Source organism: Streptomyces sp. NPDC059957 (genome assembly GCF_042730015.1).
Lineage (GTDB): Bacteria > Actinomycetota > Actinomycetes > Streptomycetales > Streptomycetaceae > Streptomyces.
This window is the reverse complement of sequence record NZ_JBHWMB010000053.1, coordinates 18,903-37,511: the sequence shown is the minus strand read 5'-3', so window position 1 is coordinate 37,511 and position 18,609 is coordinate 18,903. Positions and strand designations below refer to the sequence as shown.

At 72.5% G+C, this 18,609-nt stretch carries 16 protein-coding genes; 6 read left to right on the top strand and 10 right to left on the bottom strand.

Features of this window, described 5'->3' with window-relative positions:
• Nucleotides 1–182 precede the first annotated feature (182 nt).
• Nucleotides 183–1,079: a DUF4231 domain-containing protein gene (locus ACFWBW_RS29395; protein WP_385378591.1), complete on the top strand. Its 897-nt coding sequence runs from the start codon at nt 183–185 to the stop codon at nt 1,077–1,079.
• A gap of 90 nt (nt 1,080–1,169) precedes the next feature.
• On the opposite strand, the gene ACFWBW_RS29390 is transcribed toward ACFWBW_RS29395, so the two are convergent.
• The 5 genes from ACFWBW_RS29390 to ACFWBW_RS29370 form a co-directional block, all read right to left on the bottom strand.
• A complete protein-coding gene (locus ACFWBW_RS29390) occupies nt 1,170–1,649 on the bottom strand; it encodes a hypothetical protein (RefSeq protein WP_385378588.1) in 480 nt (159 codons plus the stop codon).
• A gap of 116 nt (nt 1,650–1,765) precedes the next feature.
• Nucleotides 1,766–2,590, bottom strand: coding sequence for a S1 family peptidase (locus tag ACFWBW_RS29385; protein ID WP_385378637.1), 825 nt, complete (start codon nt 2,588–2,590; stop codon nt 1,766–1,768).
• A gap of 198 nt (nt 2,591–2,788) precedes the next feature.
• A complete protein-coding gene (locus tag ACFWBW_RS29380; RefSeq protein WP_385378585.1) occupies nt 2,789–3,640 on the bottom strand; it encodes a DUF1684 domain-containing protein in 852 nt (283 codons plus the stop codon).
• A gap of 143 nt (nt 3,641–3,783) precedes the next feature.
• Nucleotides 3,784–4,665 carry a S1 family peptidase gene (locus tag ACFWBW_RS29375; RefSeq protein ID WP_385378582.1) on the bottom strand — a complete coding sequence of 294 codons (882 nt, stop codon included), beginning with the start codon at nt 4,663–4,665 and terminating at the stop codon, nt 3,784–3,786.
• Nucleotides 4,666–5,052: 387 nt separating this feature from the next.
• Complete coding sequence (locus ACFWBW_RS29370; protein ID WP_385378579.1) at nt 5,053–6,201, bottom strand: DUF5685 family protein; 1,149 nt, start codon at nt 6,199–6,201, stop codon at nt 5,053–5,055.
• A 284-nt stretch (nt 6,202–6,485) separates the two neighbouring features.
• Here ACFWBW_RS29370 and ACFWBW_RS29365 point away from each other — a divergent pair, with 284 nt between their 5' ends.
• A complete protein-coding gene (locus tag ACFWBW_RS29365) occupies nt 6,486–6,938 on the top strand; it encodes a cell division protein SepF (protein WP_243340959.1) in 453 nt (150 codons plus the stop codon).
• Between the two features lie 93 nt (nt 6,939–7,031).
• Here the strand turns inward: ACFWBW_RS29365 and ACFWBW_RS29360 are convergent, their stop codons facing one another.
• Nucleotides 7,032–8,201 (bottom strand): acyl-CoA dehydrogenase family protein, encoded by a 1,170-nt coding sequence (locus tag ACFWBW_RS29360; RefSeq protein WP_385378576.1) that lies wholly within the window; start codon nt 8,199–8,201, stop codon nt 7,032–7,034.
• Nucleotides 8,202–8,422: 221 nt separating this feature from the next.
• Between ACFWBW_RS29360 and ACFWBW_RS29355 the strand changes: the two genes are divergently transcribed.
• The gene (locus ACFWBW_RS29355) at nt 8,423–9,415 is read left to right on the top strand and encodes a helix-turn-helix transcriptional regulator (RefSeq protein ID WP_385378573.1); all 993 of its coding nucleotides are present in this window, start codon (nt 8,423–8,425) and stop codon (nt 9,413–9,415) included.
• A gap of 304 nt (nt 9,416–9,719) precedes the next feature.
• On the opposite strand, the gene ACFWBW_RS29350 is transcribed toward ACFWBW_RS29355, so the two are convergent.
• Both ACFWBW_RS29350 and ACFWBW_RS29345 read right to left on the bottom strand, forming a co-directional pair.
• Nucleotides 9,720–10,916 carry a phosphatase PAP2 family protein gene (locus tag ACFWBW_RS29350; protein ID WP_385378570.1) on the bottom strand — a complete coding sequence of 399 codons (1,197 nt, stop codon included), beginning with the start codon at nt 10,914–10,916 and terminating at the stop codon, nt 9,720–9,722.
• Between the two features lie 237 nt (nt 10,917–11,153).
• Entirely contained in the window at nt 11,154–12,269 is a 1,116-nt protein-coding gene (locus ACFWBW_RS29345; protein WP_385378567.1) for a hypothetical protein, read from the bottom strand.
• Nucleotides 12,270–12,513: 244 nt separating this feature from the next.
• Between ACFWBW_RS29345 and ACFWBW_RS29340 the strand changes: the two genes are divergently transcribed.
• Nucleotides 12,514–14,217: an MFS transporter gene (locus ACFWBW_RS29340; RefSeq protein ID WP_385378564.1), complete on the top strand. Its 1,704-nt coding sequence runs from the start codon at nt 12,514–12,516 to the stop codon at nt 14,215–14,217.
• Between the two features lie 369 nt (nt 14,218–14,586).
• Here the strand turns inward: ACFWBW_RS29340 and ACFWBW_RS29335 are convergent, their stop codons facing one another.
• Nucleotides 14,587–15,297: a transglycosylase family protein gene (locus ACFWBW_RS29335; RefSeq protein WP_385378562.1), complete on the bottom strand. Its 711-nt coding sequence runs from the start codon at nt 15,295–15,297 to the stop codon at nt 14,587–14,589.
• 286 nt (nt 15,298–15,583) lie between these two features.
• On the opposite strand from ACFWBW_RS29335, the gene ACFWBW_RS29330 reads away from it, so the two are divergent.
• Nucleotides 15,584–16,381 carry a hypothetical protein gene (locus ACFWBW_RS29330; protein ID WP_266909936.1) on the top strand — a complete coding sequence of 266 codons (798 nt, stop codon included), beginning with the start codon at nt 15,584–15,586 and terminating at the stop codon, nt 16,379–16,381.
• A gap of 197 nt (nt 16,382–16,578) precedes the next feature.
• The gene (locus tag ACFWBW_RS29325; RefSeq protein ID WP_385378559.1) at nt 16,579–17,079 is read left to right on the top strand and encodes a hypothetical protein; all 501 of its coding nucleotides are present in this window, start codon (nt 16,579–16,581) and stop codon (nt 17,077–17,079) included.
• A 27-nt stretch (nt 17,080–17,106) separates the two neighbouring features.
• On the opposite strand, the gene der is transcribed toward ACFWBW_RS29325, so the two are convergent.
• A complete protein-coding gene (der, locus tag ACFWBW_RS29320; protein ID WP_385378556.1) occupies nt 17,107–18,567 on the bottom strand; it encodes a ribosome biogenesis GTPase Der in 1,461 nt (486 codons plus the stop codon).
• Between the last annotated feature and the right edge of the window lie 42 nt (nt 18,568–18,609).

Genomic DNA, 18,609 nt, shown 5'->3' with positions numbered 1-18,609 from the left:
GGGGACGGGGGGGGGGGGGGGGCCGCCGGGGAGGGGCGTGGGGCCAGCGGGGACGGGGAGCCCTGGGCTGGGGAGTCGGGGGGGGTGCCCCCCCCGGGGACCCGCCCCCGCACCTTCTCTCCCCTCCCGATGGACACGGAACGCAGAACCAGCAGACTGGGGGGTTCGCTGTGAGTGACAGCATGACCTTTCGCAACGAGGACCTGCCGGCCCTCTTCCACCACACCGACCAGGCGGCGATCTCCCGGCAGCGGGAGTCCACCCAGGCCACCCGCGCCCAGCTGATGCTGCTCGTCGTGGCCGCCGTGATCGCCGCGCTTCCCGAGGGGCCGAAGCTCGGTTCCGCGTACGTGTCCGGGCTCCTGAGCGTGCTCGCGTACGCCGGGGTGCTGGGCGTGGGCGTACGGGCCACCCGGCGCCGGGCCCGCCCGCAGTGGCAGCTCAACCGCAGCGCCGCGGAGTTCATCAAATCGCTGGCCTGGCGGTACGCCGTCCACGGCGCGCCCTTCGGCAGTGACGTCCCGGGCGTCGAGGAGGCCTACCGGACCCGGCTGGAGGCGGGCCTGAACGAGCTGCGGAAGATGGGCTGGGAGGATCCGCGGACCGCCGGGCTGGTGCCGCAGGGCGGGGAGATCACCGGTGCGATGTTCCGGCTGCGGGGTCTGGACTACCAGGTCCGCAGGGAGACGTACGTCCGTGACCGGCTGATCGAGCAGCGCAACTGGTACCAGCGCAAGACGGAGGTGTCCCGGCGGGCGACGGCCCTGTGGTCGTGGTCGATCGTGCTGCTGACCCTGCTGGCGCTGCTGTTCGCCCTCTTCGGTGCCTTCGGTTCGGGTCCGGGGCCGGCGCTGACCGGGCTGCTGAGCGCGGCGGCGACGGCCGGGATCGCCTGGAACGAGGTGCGGCGCCACCACCCGCTGATCGAGGCGCACACCCTGATCGAGCAGGACCTCTCCGCGATGATGGTCGTGATGCAGACGACGATCACCGAGACGCAGTGGCCGACCGCGGTCTACGAGACCGAGCGGTACGTGTCCCCGCAGCACACGGACTGGCTGGCCCGGCACAGTAGTTGAGACCAGCACGGTGGTTGAGACCGGCACAGTAGTTGAGACCGCACAGCAGTCGAGACCGCACAGCAGTCGAGCAGCCGGGCGGGCGTGGCCTCAGTCCCGGGCCACGCCCTCCCGCCAGATCACGGTGACGGGCTTCCCGAGCGCGCGGGCGTAGGCGACGATTTCGGCGGTGCCGCCGTGTCCGCGGGCGGGCAGGCCGTCCCAGACGGCGACGAGGCGGTCGCAGGAATCGGCGATGTAGGTGCCGGCCGCGTAGTAGGCCTCGTCGGTGGAGCGGGCGAAGTCCATCCGGACCTCCTGGGCGGCCCGGCGTTTGAGCCCCAGGTACCGGTCCAGCGATCCGGTGTCCTCGAAGCCCTCCTCGTAGTCCCCGCTGGGGATGACCACGGTGAGGTCGGCGCCGCATTCCAGCGCGATGGCGGCGAACAGCTGGTCCGCTCCCTCGGCGAGGCTGGAGAGGGCCTCCAACGGCCCCTCGTGGCCCCCCAGGACGGCCCGCAGCCCCTCCTCCACATGGCCGAGCAGCTCGTCCGGAATCGACCGGTGCCCGGTCACGCCGATTCGCTTCATGCAGAAACCCGCTCCCCCCGTGAACACGAACGCCCTGGACATCCTCCCAGAAGGCGGGAGGACGTCCAGGGGTCCGGTGGGGGCGCACGGGTCCGTGCCGCGGCCCCGGGCAGGGCCTAGTACACGCTCACGCCGTACGCGTTGAGCGCCTCGACGACGGGCTGGAAGAACGTGGTGCCGCCCGAGGAGCAGTTGCCGCTGCCGCCGGAGGTGAGGCCGACCGCGCGGGTGCCCGAGTAGAGCGGACCGCCGCTGTCGCCGGGCTCGGCGCAGACGTTGGTCCGGATCATCCCGTAGACGACGTCGCCGCCGCCGTAGTTCACGGTGGCGTTGAGCCCGGTCACCGAGCCGCTGTGGGTGCCGGTGGTGGAGCCGCGCCGGGTGACGGACATGCCGGTGGTGGCGTTGACGGCGCTGGTGATGTCCTGGCTGCCGACGGTGCCGGGGTGGGCGAGGGAGGCGTTGTCGTAGCGGATGAGTCCGTAGTCGTTGTTCGGGAAGCTGGAGCCCACCGTCGCGCCGATGACGGTGGTGCGGGCGGAGTTGGTCCACCAGGTGCCCGCGCCGTCGGTGCAGTGACCGGCGGTCAGGACGTAGTAGGTGCTTCCGCTGCGCACGTTGAAGCCGACCGAACAGCGCCAGCTGGTGGCGTACTTGGCGTCGCCGCCGCTGAGCAGCTTGGTGAGCTTGCCGGGGGTGCGCTCGATGCGCAGGGCGGCCGCGTTCGCTCCGGCCTCGCTGCGGATCTTGGCGATGGAAGCCGCCGAGACGGTGGAGTCGGCGGTGACCACGAGGGTGCCGGTGGCCGGGTCGGTGTGCCAGGCGGTGCCGGCCACGTCGGCACGCAGGACCGAGGCGCCGGCGGAGGCGAGCCGGTCGGCGCTGAACCCGCCGTCGGCGTGCGCTGCCGTGGGGGCCGCGAGGGCGGCCACGGCGGCCATGCCGGTGGCCACGGCGAAGAGCCTGGAACGGATGATGCGCTTGATCGTCACTTGTCGTCCTCCCGAGTGGGGGTCGGAGGCCCGGCGGGGTGGGGTGGTGCCGGAGCCCGTGGAGGGCGGCCGGGGGTACGGCGGACGGGATGCCGTTCGACGTGCCCCTGACAAGCCCCGAGAGACGCTGACGGGAGTCTCCTGGTGTCAGATACCGCTAGCAAGGGCGCCTTTCAGCCGCCGTTCCCCCGCCGCGATCTCGAAGGGCAGGGTGTTGCCGGGCGGGGGGAAGGGGCACACGAAGTGGTCCGCGAAGGCGCAGGGAGGCAGCTGGACCCTGTTGAGGTCCACGGTGATCGAGCCGTCGGCGGCCGGGATCCCGGGCCTGAGAAAGCGGAACCGGTAGCTGGAACGGCCGCCGGTGGCATCGCCGATGACCGCCCAGAGGCTGCCGTCCCCCTCGTCCACCGCGACCCGCAGCGCGTGCCGGGCCCCCGCGAAGTCGAAGCCCAGCTCACCGCCCAGGCCGAGCCCGCGCGCACGTCCGTCGACGTTCTCGACCTGGACCGTCCGGTCCTCCCCGTACGGGGCGAACCGCCCGGGCACCGCGTACGCCGGGTCGTACGGGGTGGCCTCGATCCCGGTGAAGGCCGCGCGGCCCGGAGCCGCCGGGTCGAACACCCGTACCGCCCATTCCCCTTCGCGCCGGATCACGACGAGCCGCACCTCCCCGGCGCCGAGCCGGGAGTGCGAGGGCGGGGAGCCGTCGGGGGCGAGGACGGTGGCGCCGGTGAGGGGTTCGCCGTCCAGGGTGATCCCGTCCTCGGTCCCGGCGGTCAGGGTCACACCGCCGGGGGCGGCCCGCCAGTGTCCCGGAACGGCCGGAATTCGACCTTCCGGGTAGTCGGCGAGCCAGTGGGTGCCGGTCAGCGCGAGCGGCCCGTAAGGGGCGGACACGGTGGCCACCCGTTGCTCGTGCCACCGCTTCCAGGCCGCGCCCGGATCCTCTGCGTCGTCTGTGTCACCGGATTCGCCGGTGTCGGATGCGTCAGCGCTCATGCCGATCAACCCTTCCACGTCGGCCCGGCCCGAAACCGGAAGGCCGGCAAAGCGCCACGAACGCACGCATACCCCAACGCACAGGACCCCCTCCCGGCGAGCGGGAGGAGGTCCAGGGATGAAGCGGTGTGCGTGTGCGTTTTTTAGTAGACGCTCACGCCGTAGCGGCTGAGCGCTTCCTTGACGGGCTGGAAGTAGGTGGTGCCGCCCGCGGTGCAGTTACCGCTGCCGCCGGAGGTGAGGCCGATGGCACGGGTGCCCGAGTAGAGCGGACCGCCGCTGTCGCCACCCTCGGCGCAGACGTTGGTCTTGATCATCCCGTGGACGGCGCCTTCCTGGTAGTTCACGGTCCAGCCCAGGCCGGTCACCTTGCCGCTGTGGGTACCGGTGGTGTAGCCGCGCCGCTTGACGGACATGCCGACGGTGGCGTTGGCCGCGCTGGTGATGTCCTGGCTGCCCACCTTGCCCGGGTGCGAGAGCGACTTGTTGTCGTAGCGGACCAGACCGTAGTCGTTGACCGGGAAGCTGGAGCCCCGCTTCGGGCCGATCCAGGTGGTCCCCGTCGAGTTGGAGTACCAGTTGGTGGAGCCCTCGGTGCAGTGGCCCGCGGTCAGGATGTAGTACGTGCTGCCCTTGCGGACGTTGAAGCCCGCGGAGCAGCGCCAACCCGAGGTCCAGATGCCGGCGCCACCGCTCACCAGCTTCGACAGCTTGCCGTGGGTCCGCTCGATGCGCACCGCCGAGGCGTTCGCCCCGGCCTCCTTCTTGATCTTCTCTATGCTCGCGGCCGAGACCGTGGAGTCCGCGGTGACCACGAAGGCGCCCGTGGCGGGGTCGATGCCCCACGCGGTGCCGACGACGTCGGCCCGCAGGAGCGAGGCCTCCACCGCGGCGAGGGTTTCGGCATTGACGCTGCCGCCGCTCGGGGTCTCGGACGCCGACGCGGGACCCGCGAGGGTGGCCACGGCGGTCAGGCCGACGGCCGCGGCGAAGAGCCTGGAACGGAAGATGCGCTTGATCGTCACTTATTGTCCTCCCGAAGGGAATCGAAGCCCGGGGCAGGTGCGGTGCCCGAGCTTGTGCGGGCAGCAGGAACCACGGCTGGATAGATCATCTTTCGCCGTGCCCCTGACAAACCCCGTAAATGCTATCGAAGGTTTTCTGGCACTGGACCCGCGGGGCAAGGGCGACTTTGCGCCACTGTTCGCTCCCGGTCGAAAGCCTCGACCGACACACGCCCTTGCCGCAGGCCAGATCGTTTTGCCGGCCCCTGCACACCGACTCCCCGAACGGCCGGAAATCGCCCTGCCGGATCGTCGGCGCGAGGTGTCGGACCACGCCCGCGCCAAACCTGTGACCGAACCGCAGCCGAACCGGAGACAAACCGGAGCAGAAGCGGAGCCCGAACGTCCTCAGCAGCCGTCGCAGGGACAGCAGCAGCAGTCGCCGCAGCCGCCGCAGTCACAGTTGCAGTTCGGACCGCAGTCGCAGTTGTTGCACCACGCTTCCTTCTTCTCGCGGGACCACGGACCGTCGTGGTCCGTGCAGCACAGCTGGCAGGTGCAGAACAGTCCCAGGGCCACCGCGCAGCCCGGCAGCAGGTCGCGGCGCGGCTTGCGCGGGGGTGCCGGCGGCGGGCCGAAGTCCACCGGGGGCGGGCCGAAGGAGCCCTGGGGAGCCTGGTCCGCCGCCGTGTGGGCGCAGCCCGCGGTCCCGAAGGCCCGGTCCACCGAGGTGCGCAGCTCGTGCACGAGCAGCCGGTGGGCCAGCCCCGCGTCGGCGAACTCCACCTCCCGCAGCGCCAGCCGGATGCCCCGCAGGGCGTCGTCGCACAGCCTGCGGGCCTCGGCGCGGGGTGTTCCGGTGGCGGTCAGCGGGTTCCACGCGCCCGCCGCCGCGTCCGCCGCCTGGTCCTCGACGGCGTCGAGCAGGTGCGCGAGCCGCCCGAAATAGCGTCCGGCCTCGGCGAGGGCGGGGGCGTTGCCTGGCCGCCCGGCGAGGGTCGCGGTATGGGCGAAGGCGGCGGCCGTGGCGGTCTCGGTCGGCTCGGTCACCACGAGCACCGGCGTGCCGGCTCCGGCCAGGGTCTCGATGCCCGCCTGCCGGTCGACGGCGTCGACGAGCACGGCCGTGTCGAAGCCGAGCGAGGCCCCGGTACGGGCACCGGCCCGGTCCCAGCCCCGGGCCACCCGGCGTGCCGCGAGGGCGATCGGGGCGCGGGCCAACAGGCCGTCCCGGTCGGCCACGTGATCGCGCACCTTCGCGGAGGCCAGGACGAGCGAGACCGCGGCGGCGAGCCGCGCACCCTCGCCGTTGGCCACCGCGGCGGTGCGCATCCCGCGCAGTGGACAGGGTCCGGCGGTGCGCCGGGAGCCCGGGGCGGGCCCGGACTGAGCCTCCGTCAGAACGGAGACGAGCAGCCCGTCGTAGTTGGTCACGATCCTCGCGAACTGGCCGTGGTCGCCCCGAAGTGCCAGGCACAGCCCGCAGAGATGGGCCATCCACTCCGTCTTGAACCGGTCCCCGAGGCGGTGCGTGCATGGTCTGACGATGCCGAACAAAACGATTCCCCCGTGTGTCATACGCGTGCTCGACGGGCATCGTAGCGAGACCGCGCGTCACCCGTACGTCCCCATCGCTCACCCGTACGGCCGCACTGGTCGTATTTTCACTCAGTCAGCAGCGGTACCCGCCGGGATCCTTGACCGTGCAACGGATGTTCTGCACCAGTACCGTCACGAAACCCCTGCGCGGCGACTATCCACTTGGCGCGTTGTCAGCATCATGGACGACGATAGGGACGCGGAAGAGAAGACAGAACTGACCGCGATGAAAGGAGGCGTCCATGGGTTCGGTGCGCAAGGCGAGTGCCTGGCTGGGTCTCGTAGAGGACAGCGACGACGAGCGTTACTACGACGACGACTACGCGGAGGCCCCGCAGGGGGGTTCGGTGGTCGGCCCCGGCGAGCAGTGGGTCACGGACCCGCGCGTCAAGGTGGCGTCGGAGTCCGCCGTCGATCAGGGCCGCCGCATCGCGACGGTCACCCCGGACGGTTTCCGCGACGCCCGCGGCATCGGCGAGCTGTTCCGCGACGGTGTCCCGGTCATCGTGAACCTGTCCTCGATGGACCCGGGCGACGCGAAGCGCGTGGTCGACTTCGCGGCCGGTCTGACCTTCGGTCTGCGCGGTTCGATCGAGCGGGTGGCGACCAGGGTCTTCCTGCTGACCCCGGCCGACACCCAGATCGTGAGCGGCGAGCCCGGCGGCCGCTCGCGCGACTTCTTCAACCAGAGCTGAGCCCGGGGGCACCTCCCAGCGTTAGCTGGGGGACCCTCACCGGCCGCCCCCGGTTCCTTCCGGCCCTCCCGGCGATCTGTGGCCGCACCCGGCCTAGCGGAAGGCGTCGAGCCCGGTGAGCGCCTTGCCCAGCACGAGCTGGTGCATCTCGACGGTGCCCTCGTAGGTGAGGACCGATTCGAGGTTGGTGGCGTGCCGCATGACGGGGTATTCGAGGGAGATCCCGTTGGCACCGAGGATCGTCCGCGCGGTGCGACAGATCTCGATGGCCTCGCGGACGTTGTTGAGCTTGCCGAAGCTGATCTGCTCCGGCCGCAGGGTTCCCGCGTCCATCCGCCGGCCCAGGTGGTGGGCGAGCAGGATCCCCTTGTGGAGTTCCAGCGCCATGTCCGCGAGCTTGGCCTGCGTGAGCTGGAAGCCTCCGATGGGCCTGCCGAACTGCTCGCGCGTCTTCGCGTAGTCCAGCGCCGACTCGAAGCTGGCGCGCGCCGCGCCCATGGATCCCCAGACGATCCCGTACCGCGCGTGGCTGAGGCAGCCGAGCGGTCCCTTGAGCCCGGTGACGCCCGGAAGCACCGCGTCGGCGGGCAGCCGTACGTCGTCCAGGATCAGCTCGCTGGTCACCGAGGCGCGCAGGGACCACTTGTGCTTGATCTCCGGGGCGGAGAAGCCCGCGCTGTCCGTGGGGACGGCGAACCCGCGGATCCCCTCCTCGGTCTGCGCCCAGACGACGGCGACCGCGGCCACCGAGCCGTTGGTGATCCACATCTTGCGGCCGTTCAGCACCCAGTCCGAGCCGTCCCGCTTGGCGTGGGTGCGCATCGCACCGGGATCCGAACCGACGTCCGGCTCGGTCAGCCCGAAGCAGCCGATGAGCTCTCCGGCGGCCATGCCGGGCAGCCACCGCTGCTTCTGCTCCTCGGACCCGTACTTCCAGATCGCGTACATCGCGAGGGACCCCTGTACGGAGACCAGGGAGCGGATCCCGGAGTCGGCGGCCTCCAGCTCCAGGCAGGCGAGCCCGTACTGGACGGCGCTCGCGCCCGCGCAGCCGTATCCCTCGAGCGACATGCCGAGCGCCCCGAGGGCGCCGAGCTCCTTGGCGATCTCCCGGATCCCGGGCAGCTCGCCGTTCTCGTACCACTCGGCGATGTGCGGCAGGATCCGGTCGGCGGCCCAGCCGCGGACCGTGTCACGGATCGCGAGGTCCTCGGGCGTGAGGAGTTCGTCGAGCCCGAGCGGGTCGGTGGGAACGAAGGACACTGCGCCTCCTGGCAGACCGGGATCACAAAACCTAGCGCCGCAAGTTTGTCGCCCCGCCGGTCCGCGGTCCACCCGCTGCGGATGTGACCCCCGTCCTGTGGCCCGGTCCTGTGGTCCGGTCCTGTGGTCCGGCCCTGTGGTCCGGCCCTGTGGTCCGGCCCTGCCGGCACGGCGCCCTGACCCGGTCCTGATACCCCCGGCCCTGCGGGCAGACTGCGGACATGCTTGATACTTCCGCGCGACTGCTGCGCCTGTTGTCCCTGTTGCAGGCCCACCGGGAATGGACCGGGGCCGACCTGGCCGGCCGGCTCGGCGTGACGCCGCGGACCGTGCGCCGGGACGTGGACCGGCTGCGGGAGCTCGGTTACCCCGTGAACGCCAGTCCGGGCACCGGCGGCGGGTACCAGTTGGGGGCCGGGGCCGAGCTGCCGCCGCTGCTGCTCGACGACGACGAGGCCGTCGCCGTGGCCGTGGGGCTGCGGACGGCCGCCGGGAACGGCGTGGAGGGCATCGGCGAGGCCTCCGTACGGGCGCTGGCGAAGCTGGAGCAGGTGCTGCCCTCGCGGCTGCGGGCCCGGGTGTCCGCGCTGAACGAGTTCACCGTGCCCATGTTCCGCAGGGCGGGCGCGTCCGCGGTCGACTCCTCCGTGCTCACCGAGCTGGCCGGCGTCTGCCGCGACGCGGAGCGGCTGCGCTTCGGATACCGGGACCACGGGGGCACCGTCACCCGCAGGACCGTCGAACCGCACCGGCTGGTGTGCAGCGAGCGCCGCTGGTACCTCGTCGCCTGGGACCTGGAGCGGGAGGACTGGCGGACGTTCCGGGTGGACCGCATCGAGCCCAGGCCCCCGCACGGACCGCGCTTCACCCCGCGCCCGCCGCCCGCCGAGGACCTCGCCGCGTACGTCTCCCGGGGCATCTCCCAGCGGGTGTACGCGGCCCGCGCGGTCATCCGGCTACGGGTGTCCGAGCAGGAGGCGGCGCGGATCGTCGGACCGGCCGACGGGACCCTGGAGCCGCTCGACGAGCAGAGCTGCATCCTGCGCACCGGGGCGGTCAACCTCGATGTCCTCGTCATTCACATCATGATGATCGGGTGTGAGTTCGAGGTCGTCGAACCGGCCGAACTGACGGACCGGATCCGAGCCGCGCGAGATCGGCTCGGCAGGTCTCTGGAGCCGCGTGAAGCAGCCGGAGAAGTGAAGGATTTGTAAGGAAGCGGAGGGGACCCGGGCCCGCTGCGGCCACAATTCCGGGGAGTTCCGGAGGAATTCCGAACAGAATTCACCCCGGGCGTGTCGCGTGACGGGAAATAAAAGGTCCAGACAAACTCCCCAGTGGGAGACTGTCGACAATCCGTGACACAAGCGTGACCCGGTATGGAGGAACGTCCGGGCGCATCGCTGACGTTCCGGGCCTTTCGCGGCCGCCCCCGCCCCGAACGCGCCACGGCGGTCCTTGGTCGTCGACTGGGCCCCGCCGTGGATGTGCGAGCGGAAGGGGTGCGTACCGTCCGGCTCAGCCGCCGGTGGCCGGACGGGGCGCCGCGCCGCGCACCGGGGCGCGGTCTGCGTGGGCCGGGCGACGGCTGCCGGCCGGGGTGAGCGGGGTCCGCTCGGAACGGATCAGGTGCGGACGGCCCGAGAGGTGGGCGGCGGGCCGGGCGCCCGGCTGGTGCCCCGCGGCCTGCACGGAAGCGGAAGCGGAAGCGGAGGCGGACGCCGACGCCGGGACCGGGACCTGCGCGGGCTCGGCCGGCTCGGGGTGCCGCAGGAGGACCACCGGCTGCACGGGCTGCACTGACGGCACGGCGGGCACGGGCTGCGCCGACGGCACCGGCTGTGCCGACGGCTGCCCGGACGGCTCGGCGGCGGTCCGCTGGAGCTGCCACTTGCCTCCGGCCGAGAGCAGCGGGACCAGCACCCCGGTGAGGGCCTCGGGCACCTGCCCGGCCTCCACGAGGCTGCGCAGCCGTGCGCGCAGGTCGAAGACGTAGGCCTCCGCCATGGCGATGGCCGGCTCGAACCACGGCAGGGCCAGCAGCACGAGCAGGCCGGCGAGCCAGCCGAGCAGGACGTCGCTGACCCAGTGGGTGCCGAGGTAGACGGTGGTGGCGCCGACGCTCAGGGAGACCACGGCGGAGACCAGGGAGAGCACCCTGCGGGTGACCACCGTGGAGGCCAGGTAGGCCAGGATTCCCCAGGTCACCACGGCGTTGGCGGTGTGGCCGGAAGGAAATATATCGCCGCCCGCGAAGAGCTCGGCGGAGCCGATCTCGGTGGCGTAGTGCGGACCGAGCCGGCCGAGGCCCAGCTTGACGGCGCCCACGGTGACGTTGAGCAGCAGCAGTGCCACGCCGAGGGTGATCAGCGGGCGGAGGGTGTGCTGCCGCCAGGACCGCCAGCCGAGCCAGGCGGCGACCATGACGGCGGTGGGACCGCGCTGGCCCAGGACGACGAGGTAGTCCAGGAAGGCGTGGAGCTGCGGCCACTGCTCGTACGGCCGGAAGAACATGATCTGCCAGTCGAGGCGGACGAGCCAGGAAGTGGTCAGCACCGCGACGACGATTGCCAGGTAGAAGGCGAGGGTCGCTCCGAGGAGCACGACGCGGTGCCGGCTCATCCGCGGTGTTTGCAGATGAGCCGGTCGCTCTGGTTCCCGGTCCAGCCGGGCGAACACCCGCTCCGGTCTGGGCAGGATTTGGTCGGTACGCACTCAATCGACGTTACCGCGCGCTGATGGGCGGCCCGGTCGAAGCACACGCTTTGTGATGACCATGTGATGTGGAGTTGGTCTCACGCGGGACTCAATTCCCGGTATTCGGTCTTTCGTCGGAGCGGCGGAGGTCCCTTCCTCCGGTCTTTTCCTCACACACTTAGGCCGCATTTATCGGTCCTGGTCAATTGCTTTGCCAGAAGGTGGAACGGAACGACCCATTCCGTGATCTCGGGCCTACGGCGGCCCGGAACCGTTCAGCCAGAAGGCCCCGTACGCGGCCGAGGCGGCGGCCGCCGCGCCCAGCACGGCGACGGCCCGGCCCGTACGCCACCGGGCCAGCGCCAGAGCCGGCGGGAACACCAGCGGGAAGGCGGGGAGCAGCAGCCGGGGCTTGGACCCGAAGTACCCGGAGGCGCACAGGGCCAGTGCCACCACGATCCCGGCGTACACCAGCAGCGGCGCCGGCTGGCGCTGCCGCACGCAGAGCGCGTACACCCACAGCACCAGCGCGACCCCGGCGATCAGCCCGATCCCGGCGGGAAAGGCCGGCGAGGCCAGCCGGTCACCGATGAACCGGGCGAACGCCCAGCCTCCGTCGAACCCGTTGCCCCAGCCGCCCTGTACGTCGAGGTACCCGGTCAGGCCGCCGCCCGTGCGCGCACCCACCCACAGCACGTACGCCGCCGCGCCGAGCGGGGCCAGCAGCGCTCCGGCCACCGGCCGCCAGGAGCGCTCCCCACCGCGCAGGGCCAGGGCGGCGGCCACCCACACCGCCGCGACCACGGCGGCTCCGACCGGGCGGGTCAGCCCCGCCCCGGCCGCGAGCAGGCCGGCGGTGAGCCAGTGCCCGCGCAGGACCCCGTAGAGGCTCCAGGCGGCCAGCGCGGTGAACAGCGATTCGCTGTACGCCATCGACTGGACGATCCCGACGGGCAGCGCGGCCCAGACCGCGACGGCGAACACCCCGGCCCGGCGGCCGTGGAGGAAATCCGCGACCGCGAAGACGCCCCAGGCCGCGGCGAGCCCGGCGAGCGCCGACACCACCAGTCCCGCGGATCCGTAACCGAGCCCTGTGACGGCCGAGACCAGCCGCTCCAGCCAGGGCAGCAGCGGGAAGAAGGCCAGGTTGGAGTGGACGTCGCCGTTCGGGAGCGCCACCTCGTACCCGTACCCCTCGGCGGCGATCCGGGCGTACCACAAGGAGTCCCAGCGGGCCGAGAGCAGGGTGTGCGCACTGCTGCCGGCCACCGCCCCCCACACCGCGAGCACGGTCAGCCCGAGCAGCCGCAGCGCCACGAACACGGCCAGAGCGGGCGCGGCCCGGCGAAATCCAAGATCCTTCACGGGCATGATTATCGAGGTCCGGGGCAGTCGCGCCCGGGCAGGAAGGGCCGGGGCCGAACGAGTGGCGCACACCACAGCGCAGTCGGCGGCGTGATGAGAGTTTGACCACGTGTCGGACAGCCGAACTCGCGTACGCTGACCCTTCACTCGCGTGTCGACGCCGGACCCCGTAGGACGCCACCCTCCCCATCCGTGGCTCCGAGAAGACGCTGGTCCGCCGAGTGCGAGGGATCACCTGGGAGGTACATGCATGTCGGGGACGAACGTGACCGGCGACAGGAACCCTTCCCCCTGGCAGCGACTGCGGCGACTCGGCGCGGCCTCCGGCGGGGCCAACCGCTGGGCCGTACTGGCGGTCCTCTGCGTGAGCCTGGTGCTCGTCGCGCTCGACGCGACGATCCTGCACGTAGCCGTCCCCTCCGTCACCGAAGACCTCCGTCCCGGCCCGATGGAACTCCTCTGGATCGTCGACGCCTACCCACTGGTCTGCGCCGCCCTCCTCATCCTCTTCGGCACCCTCGGTGACCGCGTGGGCCGCCGCCGCATCCTGCTCCTCGGGTACGGGCTCTTCGGTGCGGCCTCGGCCATGGCCGCCCTCGCCGACAACGCCCAGGTCCTGATCGCGGCCCGCGCCCTGCTGGGCGTCGGCGGCGCGATGATCATGCCCGCCACCCTGTCGATCCTGCGCCAGGTCTTCCCCGACCGGCGCGAGCGGGCCCTCGCCGTCGGCATCTGGACCGCCGTCGCCGCCGTGGGTGCGGCCAGTGGCCCCGTCCTCGGCGGCTTCCTGGTCCAGCACTTCTGGTGGGGCTCCGTCTTCCTCATCAACATCCCGCTCATGATCATGATCCTGCCGCTGGGCCGGTGGCTGCTGCCCGAGTCCAAGGGCACCTCCGAGGGGCCCTGGGACGTGCTCGGCGCGCTCATGGCCGCCGGCGGCGTGCTCGGCGCGGTCCTCGGGGTCAAGCGGCTGGGCGCGGAGCGCCATCTCGCCGACCCGCAGGCGCTGGTCCCGCTGCTGGTCGGGGCGGCACTGCTGGTGCTCTTCACAAGGCGCCAGAAGCGCCGCTCCCACCCGCTGATCGACATGCGGATGTTCTCTCGGCCGGCCTTCACCACCTCCGTGGGCTGCATCGTGCTGGCCATGCTGGCGCTGGTCGGACTGGAACTGATCGCCGTCCAGTACCTCCAGCTCGTGCTGCACCTGAGCCCGCTGGAGACGGGGCTGCGCCTGCTGCCGCTCACCTTCGCCGCGATGGCGGCCGGCGCGACCGGCTCCTACACGCTGGCCCGGACCGGGCCGCGCAGGATGGTCTCGCTGGGCTTCGTACTGACCGCCGGCGCGGTGCTCCTGCTGACCTTCATGGGTCAGCAGGACCGCCCGGTCCTCCTCACGGTCGGCTTCATCCTGCTCGGCTTCGGCCTCCAGACCACCCTCTTCGCGGCCTACGAGTCCATGCTGAGCGAGGCTCCGGCCGCGACGGCCGGCGGCGCCGCCTCCATCGGGGAGACCTCCTACCAGCTCGGTGCGGGCATGGGCATCGCCCTGCTGGGCAGCGTGATGAACGCGGCCTACGCCCCCGGCCTGACCTCGGTTCCGGGTGTCTCGGCGGCCGACTCCGCAGGCGCCTCCCACTCGCTGGGCGAGGCCTACCAGATCGCGTCACGGCTCGGCGGACCGGCGGGCGAGGCCCTGTTCTCGGCCGCCCGGCACTCCTTCGTCCACGGGCTGCACGTCACCCTGCTGGTGAGCGCGGCGCTGCTCCTGGCGGGCGCGGCGATGGCCCTGAAGCTCCCCCGCACGATGGAGTGCGCGGACCCGGAAGCAGCCCTGGACGCGGAGCCGGTACGCCTCCCGGCACAGCAGGGCCCCGAGACCGCCGCCCTCACCACCCCCCGCATCCCGGCCCAGCCCGTCCCCGACCACGACCCAGCCCTCGGCCACCCGGCCTGACCCTCCGCGCAAACCGGTCCTTCCAGCCGTCCGCCGCTCGAAGACCGGGGTCCGGGGCCCTGGCCCTTCCAGCCGTCCGGCGCTTGAGAACCGGGGCCCTGGTCCTTCCAGCCGTCCGGCGTTTGAGGACCGGGGTCTGGGGCCCTGGCCCTTCCAGCCGTCCGCCGGTTGAGAACCGGGGCCCTGGTCCTTTCAGCCGTCCGGCGTTTGAGGGGTCTGGGGCGGAGCCCCAGAGGGGTCCGGGCGCAGCCCGGCACCCCTCCCCAGCCCGTCCGGCGCTTGAGGACCGGGGCAGGGCAGCGCCCTGGGAACGGTGGAAGGGCGGGTAGGGGACTCCGCCCCGCAGGGCCCAGCACCGGCGGCGGCACGCTACACCCGTGATCCCCCCGGGCCGGGACTCGCGGACGGCTCCGGCCGGGGCGGCGCAGCCGACGGCCCCGGGGGCGGCACGGCCGGCACCGCCGGCGAGACCGGGGGTGCCGGGGGTGCCACGGGTGCGGGCGCCTCCGGCCGCGCAGCCGGCAGGGCAGTCGGCAGGGCCAGCATCGTGCCGATCCGCAGCGCCCCCGGCCGAGGCCCGATCACCACCCGGTTCGCCGCGTAGAGCTCCGGCCATCCACCCCGCACCCGGTGCCGCCGCGCGATCGCCACCAGCGTGTCCCCCTTCCGCACCACGTGCATCCGCCCCGCCAGCCCGTACCGCTTCGCGCACACGGGCCACGCCTCCCAGCCCTGGCTCCCGAGCAGCTCCTCCCCCACCCGGATCTGCTGCTCCCGCGTGGCGAGGTCGGCCCTCGGCGCGAAGGCCAGCCCCCCGTGCTCCTCCCACGTCGGCTGCCAGAACTGCAGTCCGCCGTAGAAGCCGTTCCCGGTGTTCACCGCCCAGCGGCCCCCGCTCTCGCAGTCGGCCACGCAGTCCCAGGGCCACTGACCGCCCGGCCCGCAGTCCACCGACCGGCCGGGCGCCCCCGGCCTGGGCGGGGGCGGCGCCGCGACCGCCGCCCCGGGCACCGCCGACGCCAGTACGACCAGCAGCAGCGCCGCCGCGCCCACCCCACCCGGAACCCCGAAGTTGCGCATCGCGTCACGCTACGCAGCCCCGTACCACCCCCCGCGCCCGCCACACCGCGCCCCGCGCGTCCCCACCCGCACGGCCCACCGGCCAAACGACCAGCACCGGCCATCAACTGCGCACAACCAAAAAAGAGTTGGCACGAAAACAACGGCCCGGTCGGACCGTTCACTCCTTCGGGGGTCCGGTTCGATTCCGTTCCCTCAAATGGCGTGACCCCGGCCACCGCTCCCCCGTTGAGCCCGGCGAGCCGGAACCCCCCGGCCCCGCACGCCTAGTCCGAGGAGCCACCCCGTGCCGCGCATGCTCGAAGTCAGTGATGAGGTACGTGCCGAGATCGGCGACGAGGAGGCCGAGCGGCTGCTCGCAGGTGACGGATCCCCGGGCAGCTACGACTGCACTTCCTGCCGCACCCCCGGCGACTCCGAGCGCGAGCAGACCAGCACCGTGCTGTTCGTCGGCGACGAGACGGCCGTCCTGGCCTTCGCCCACGCCGGCTGCATCCCCTCGCAGGTCGTCTCCGTGCCCGAGGCGGACCTCCAGGGCGCCGTCCGCTCCATCACGGGCGACAGCCCCGCCCCGGCGGCCTCCCCCGCCGGCGACGTGCCGCAGTCCGTGCCCGGCGGCCAGGCCGTCCTCGGGATCACCAGCGGCCTGATCCTGATCAACGGGGAACTGCACCCCGCCCTCGTGGTGGAACCGACCGCGCCCATCGCGCGCCCCGGCACCACCGGTCCCGGCGACGACTTCCTCCCGCTCCTCATCGAGCAGGGCTTCATCCCCATGACCGACACCGAGGAGGTCCCGCAGGCCCTGACCGGCTGGTCGATCCTGCTCGCCGCGGGCCAGCTGCACTCGGTGCTCCAGCCCGGTCAGATCGCCTGGTGGCAGGCGCACCGGCCGCTGTCGGTCACCGACGGCTGGCGGGCCGCCGTCAACAAGACGCAGCGCGTCCTGGTGTACGCCGCCCCCGTCGGCACCATCGGCCAGCAGCCCCGCGAGGACCTGCTGCGCGACGCCCTGGACAAGGCCGCCCGCAACGGCAAGCTGGTCGCCGCCTCGATGCCGCTGGCGGGCACCCCGGGCGCCTGAGGCCCCGGCTCCCGGGACCGTCCCCCGGCTCCCGTCCCCGCTCTGCCTTCCGTCCCCGAAACGGCCGTCCGACCCCCGCCCAGGGGGCCGGACGGCGTGCGCCGGGGGTGCGCGGTCCGTCCCGCGCACCCCCGGCGATCTGCGTTTTCCGCCCCGCCACCCCGCATCCGCGGGCCGCCGGGTTCGTTGGCTGATACGTGCATTCCTACGATGTCTCCCGCGCCCCGTCCTATCCGAGCACCGTCCCCCCGATGCGCCCCGTACGGGAGCTGGGGAGCTCTCCGGCCGCCTCGCACACGCCCATCTACGACACGCTGTACTCGGAGTACCTGCGCGCCTTCCGGGCCCTGCCCGGCGACCGCACGGGCGAGGAGGACCTCGGCTTCACGGCGTTCTCGTACGGGGGCTCCTACAGCGGCGCGTACGGCAGCGGAGCGGGCACGTACGGCAGCGGAGCGGGCACGTACGGCAGCGGCGCCGCGGGCTCCCCGAGCTCCTACGGGAGCGGCTGGAACGGTTCCTCCTGGCAGCCGGCGGGACAGCACGCCGGGCAGCCGGCGGACGCCTGGCAGCCCTCCCCGGCTCCGCAGCCGCAGTACTCGTACGCCGGCGCCGGATACGCGAACGGGCGGCAGCACCAGACCGGGATGCAGCACATCCCGGCGGCCCTGCCGCCCGCTCCGCGCCGGGGCTACTAGCCCCGGCCACGTCCTACCGAACCGCCGTCACATCTTGCGCTTGTGCTGCGCACCGCGCTTCTCGCGGACGCGGACCGAGATGTGGATCGGGGTCCCCTCGAAGCCGAACTCCTCGCGCAGGCGGCGCTCGATGAAGCGGCGGTAGCCGTGCTCCAGGAAGCCCGAGGCGAAGAGGACGAACCGCGGCGGCTTGCTGCCCGCCTGCGTACCGAACAGGATGCGCGGCTGCTTGCCGCCACGGATCGGGTGCGGGTGGGCGGCGACGACCTCGCCGAGGAAGGCGTTCAGACGGCCGGTCGGGATGCGCGTCTCCCAGCCGGCGAGCGCGGTCTCGATGGCCGGGACCAGCTTCTCCATGTGGCGCCCGGTGAGCGCGGAGACGTTCACCCGGGGCGCCCAGGCGACCTGCTGCATCTCGGTCTCGATCTCGCGCTCGAGGTAGTAGCGGCGCTCCTCGTCGAGGTCGTCCCACTTGTTGTACGCGATCACGATCGCGCGGCCCGCCTCGACGGCCATGGTGATGATGCGCTGGTCCTGGACGGAGATCTGCTCGGTCGTGTCGATCAGGATGACCGCGACCTCCGCCTTCTCCACGGCGGCGGCCGTGCGCAGCGAGGCGTAGTAGTCGGCGCCCTGCTGGAGGTGGACCTTCTTGCGGATGCCCGCGGTGTCGATGAACTTCCAGGTGACCCCGCCGAGCTGGATCAGCTCGTCGACCGGGTCGCGGGTGGTGCCGGCCATCTCGTTGACGACGACGCGGTCCTCCTTGGCGACCTTGTTCAGGAGGGAGGACTTGCCGACGTTCGGGCGGCCGATGAGCGCGATCCGGCGCGGACCGCCGACGGCGGTGCCGAAGGTCTGCTCGGGCGCCTCGGGCAGGGCCTCCAGGACGGCGTCGAGCATGTCGCCGGTGCCGCGGCCGTGCAGGGAGGAGACCGGGTGCGGGTAGCCGAGGCCCAGCGACCACAGCGAGGCCGCGTCGGACTCGCCGCTCTGGCCGTCGACCTTGTTGGCGCACAGGACGACGGGCTTGCCGGCCTTGCGCAGCAGGCGGACGACGGCCTCGTCGGTGTCGGTGGCGCCGACCTTGGCGTCGACGACGAAGACGACGGCGTCGCAGGCCTCGATGGCGTACTCGGCCTGGGCGGCGACGGAGGCGTCGATGCCGAGGACGTCCTGCTCCCAGCCGCCGGTGTCGACGACCTTGAAGCGGCGGCCGGCCCACTCGGCCTCGTAGGTGACGCGGTCGCGGGTGACGCCGGGCTTGTCCTCGACGACCGCCTCGCGGCGGCCGATGATCCGGTTCACCAGGGTCGACTTGCCGACGTTGGGGCGGCCGACGACGGCGAGGACGGGCAGCGGGCCGTGGCCGGCTTCCTGGAGGGCGCCCTCGACGTCCTCGACGTCGAAGCCCTCTTCCGCGGCGAGCTCCATGAACTCCGCGTACTCGGCATCGCCAAGTGCTCCGTGGTCTTGCTGGTCGTTCATGAAGTCCGTTCCTCGTCGTTCGTGGTGATCGGTGGGGCCCGC

Coding starts and splice junctions, on each gene's coding strand:
- ACFWBW_RS29395 (WP_385378591.1), top strand. CDS start 183: ATGACCTTTCGCAACGAGGACCTGCCGGCCCTCTTCCACCACACCGAC.
- ACFWBW_RS29390 (WP_385378588.1), bottom strand. CDS start 1,649: ATGAAGCGAATCGGCGTGACCGGGCACCGGTCGATTCCGGACGAGCTG.
- ACFWBW_RS29385 (WP_385378637.1), bottom strand. CDS start 2,590: ATGGCCGCCGTGGCCGCCCTCGCGGCCCCCACGGCAGCGCACGCCGAC.
- ACFWBW_RS29380 (WP_385378585.1), bottom strand. CDS start 3,640: ATGAGCGCTGACGCATCCGACACCGGCGAATCCGGTGACACAGACGAC.
- ACFWBW_RS29365 (WP_243340959.1), top strand. CDS start 6,486: ATGGGTTCGGTGCGCAAGGCGAGTGCCTGGCTGGGTCTCGTAGAGGAC.
- ACFWBW_RS29355 (WP_385378573.1), top strand. CDS start 8,423: ATGCTTGATACTTCCGCGCGACTGCTGCGCCTGTTGTCCCTGTTGCAG.
- ACFWBW_RS29345 (WP_385378567.1), bottom strand. CDS start 12,269: ATGCCCGTGAAGGATCTTGGATTTCGCCGGGCCGCGCCCGCTCTGGCC.
- ACFWBW_RS29340 (WP_385378564.1), top strand. CDS start 12,514: ATGTCGGGGACGAACGTGACCGGCGACAGGAACCCTTCCCCCTGGCAG.
- ACFWBW_RS29335 (WP_385378562.1), bottom strand. CDS start 15,297: ATGCGCAACTTCGGGGTTCCGGGTGGGGTGGGCGCGGCGGCGCTGCTG.
- der (WP_385378556.1), bottom strand. CDS start 18,567: ATGAACGACCAGCAAGACCACGGAGCACTTGGCGATGCCGAGTACGCG.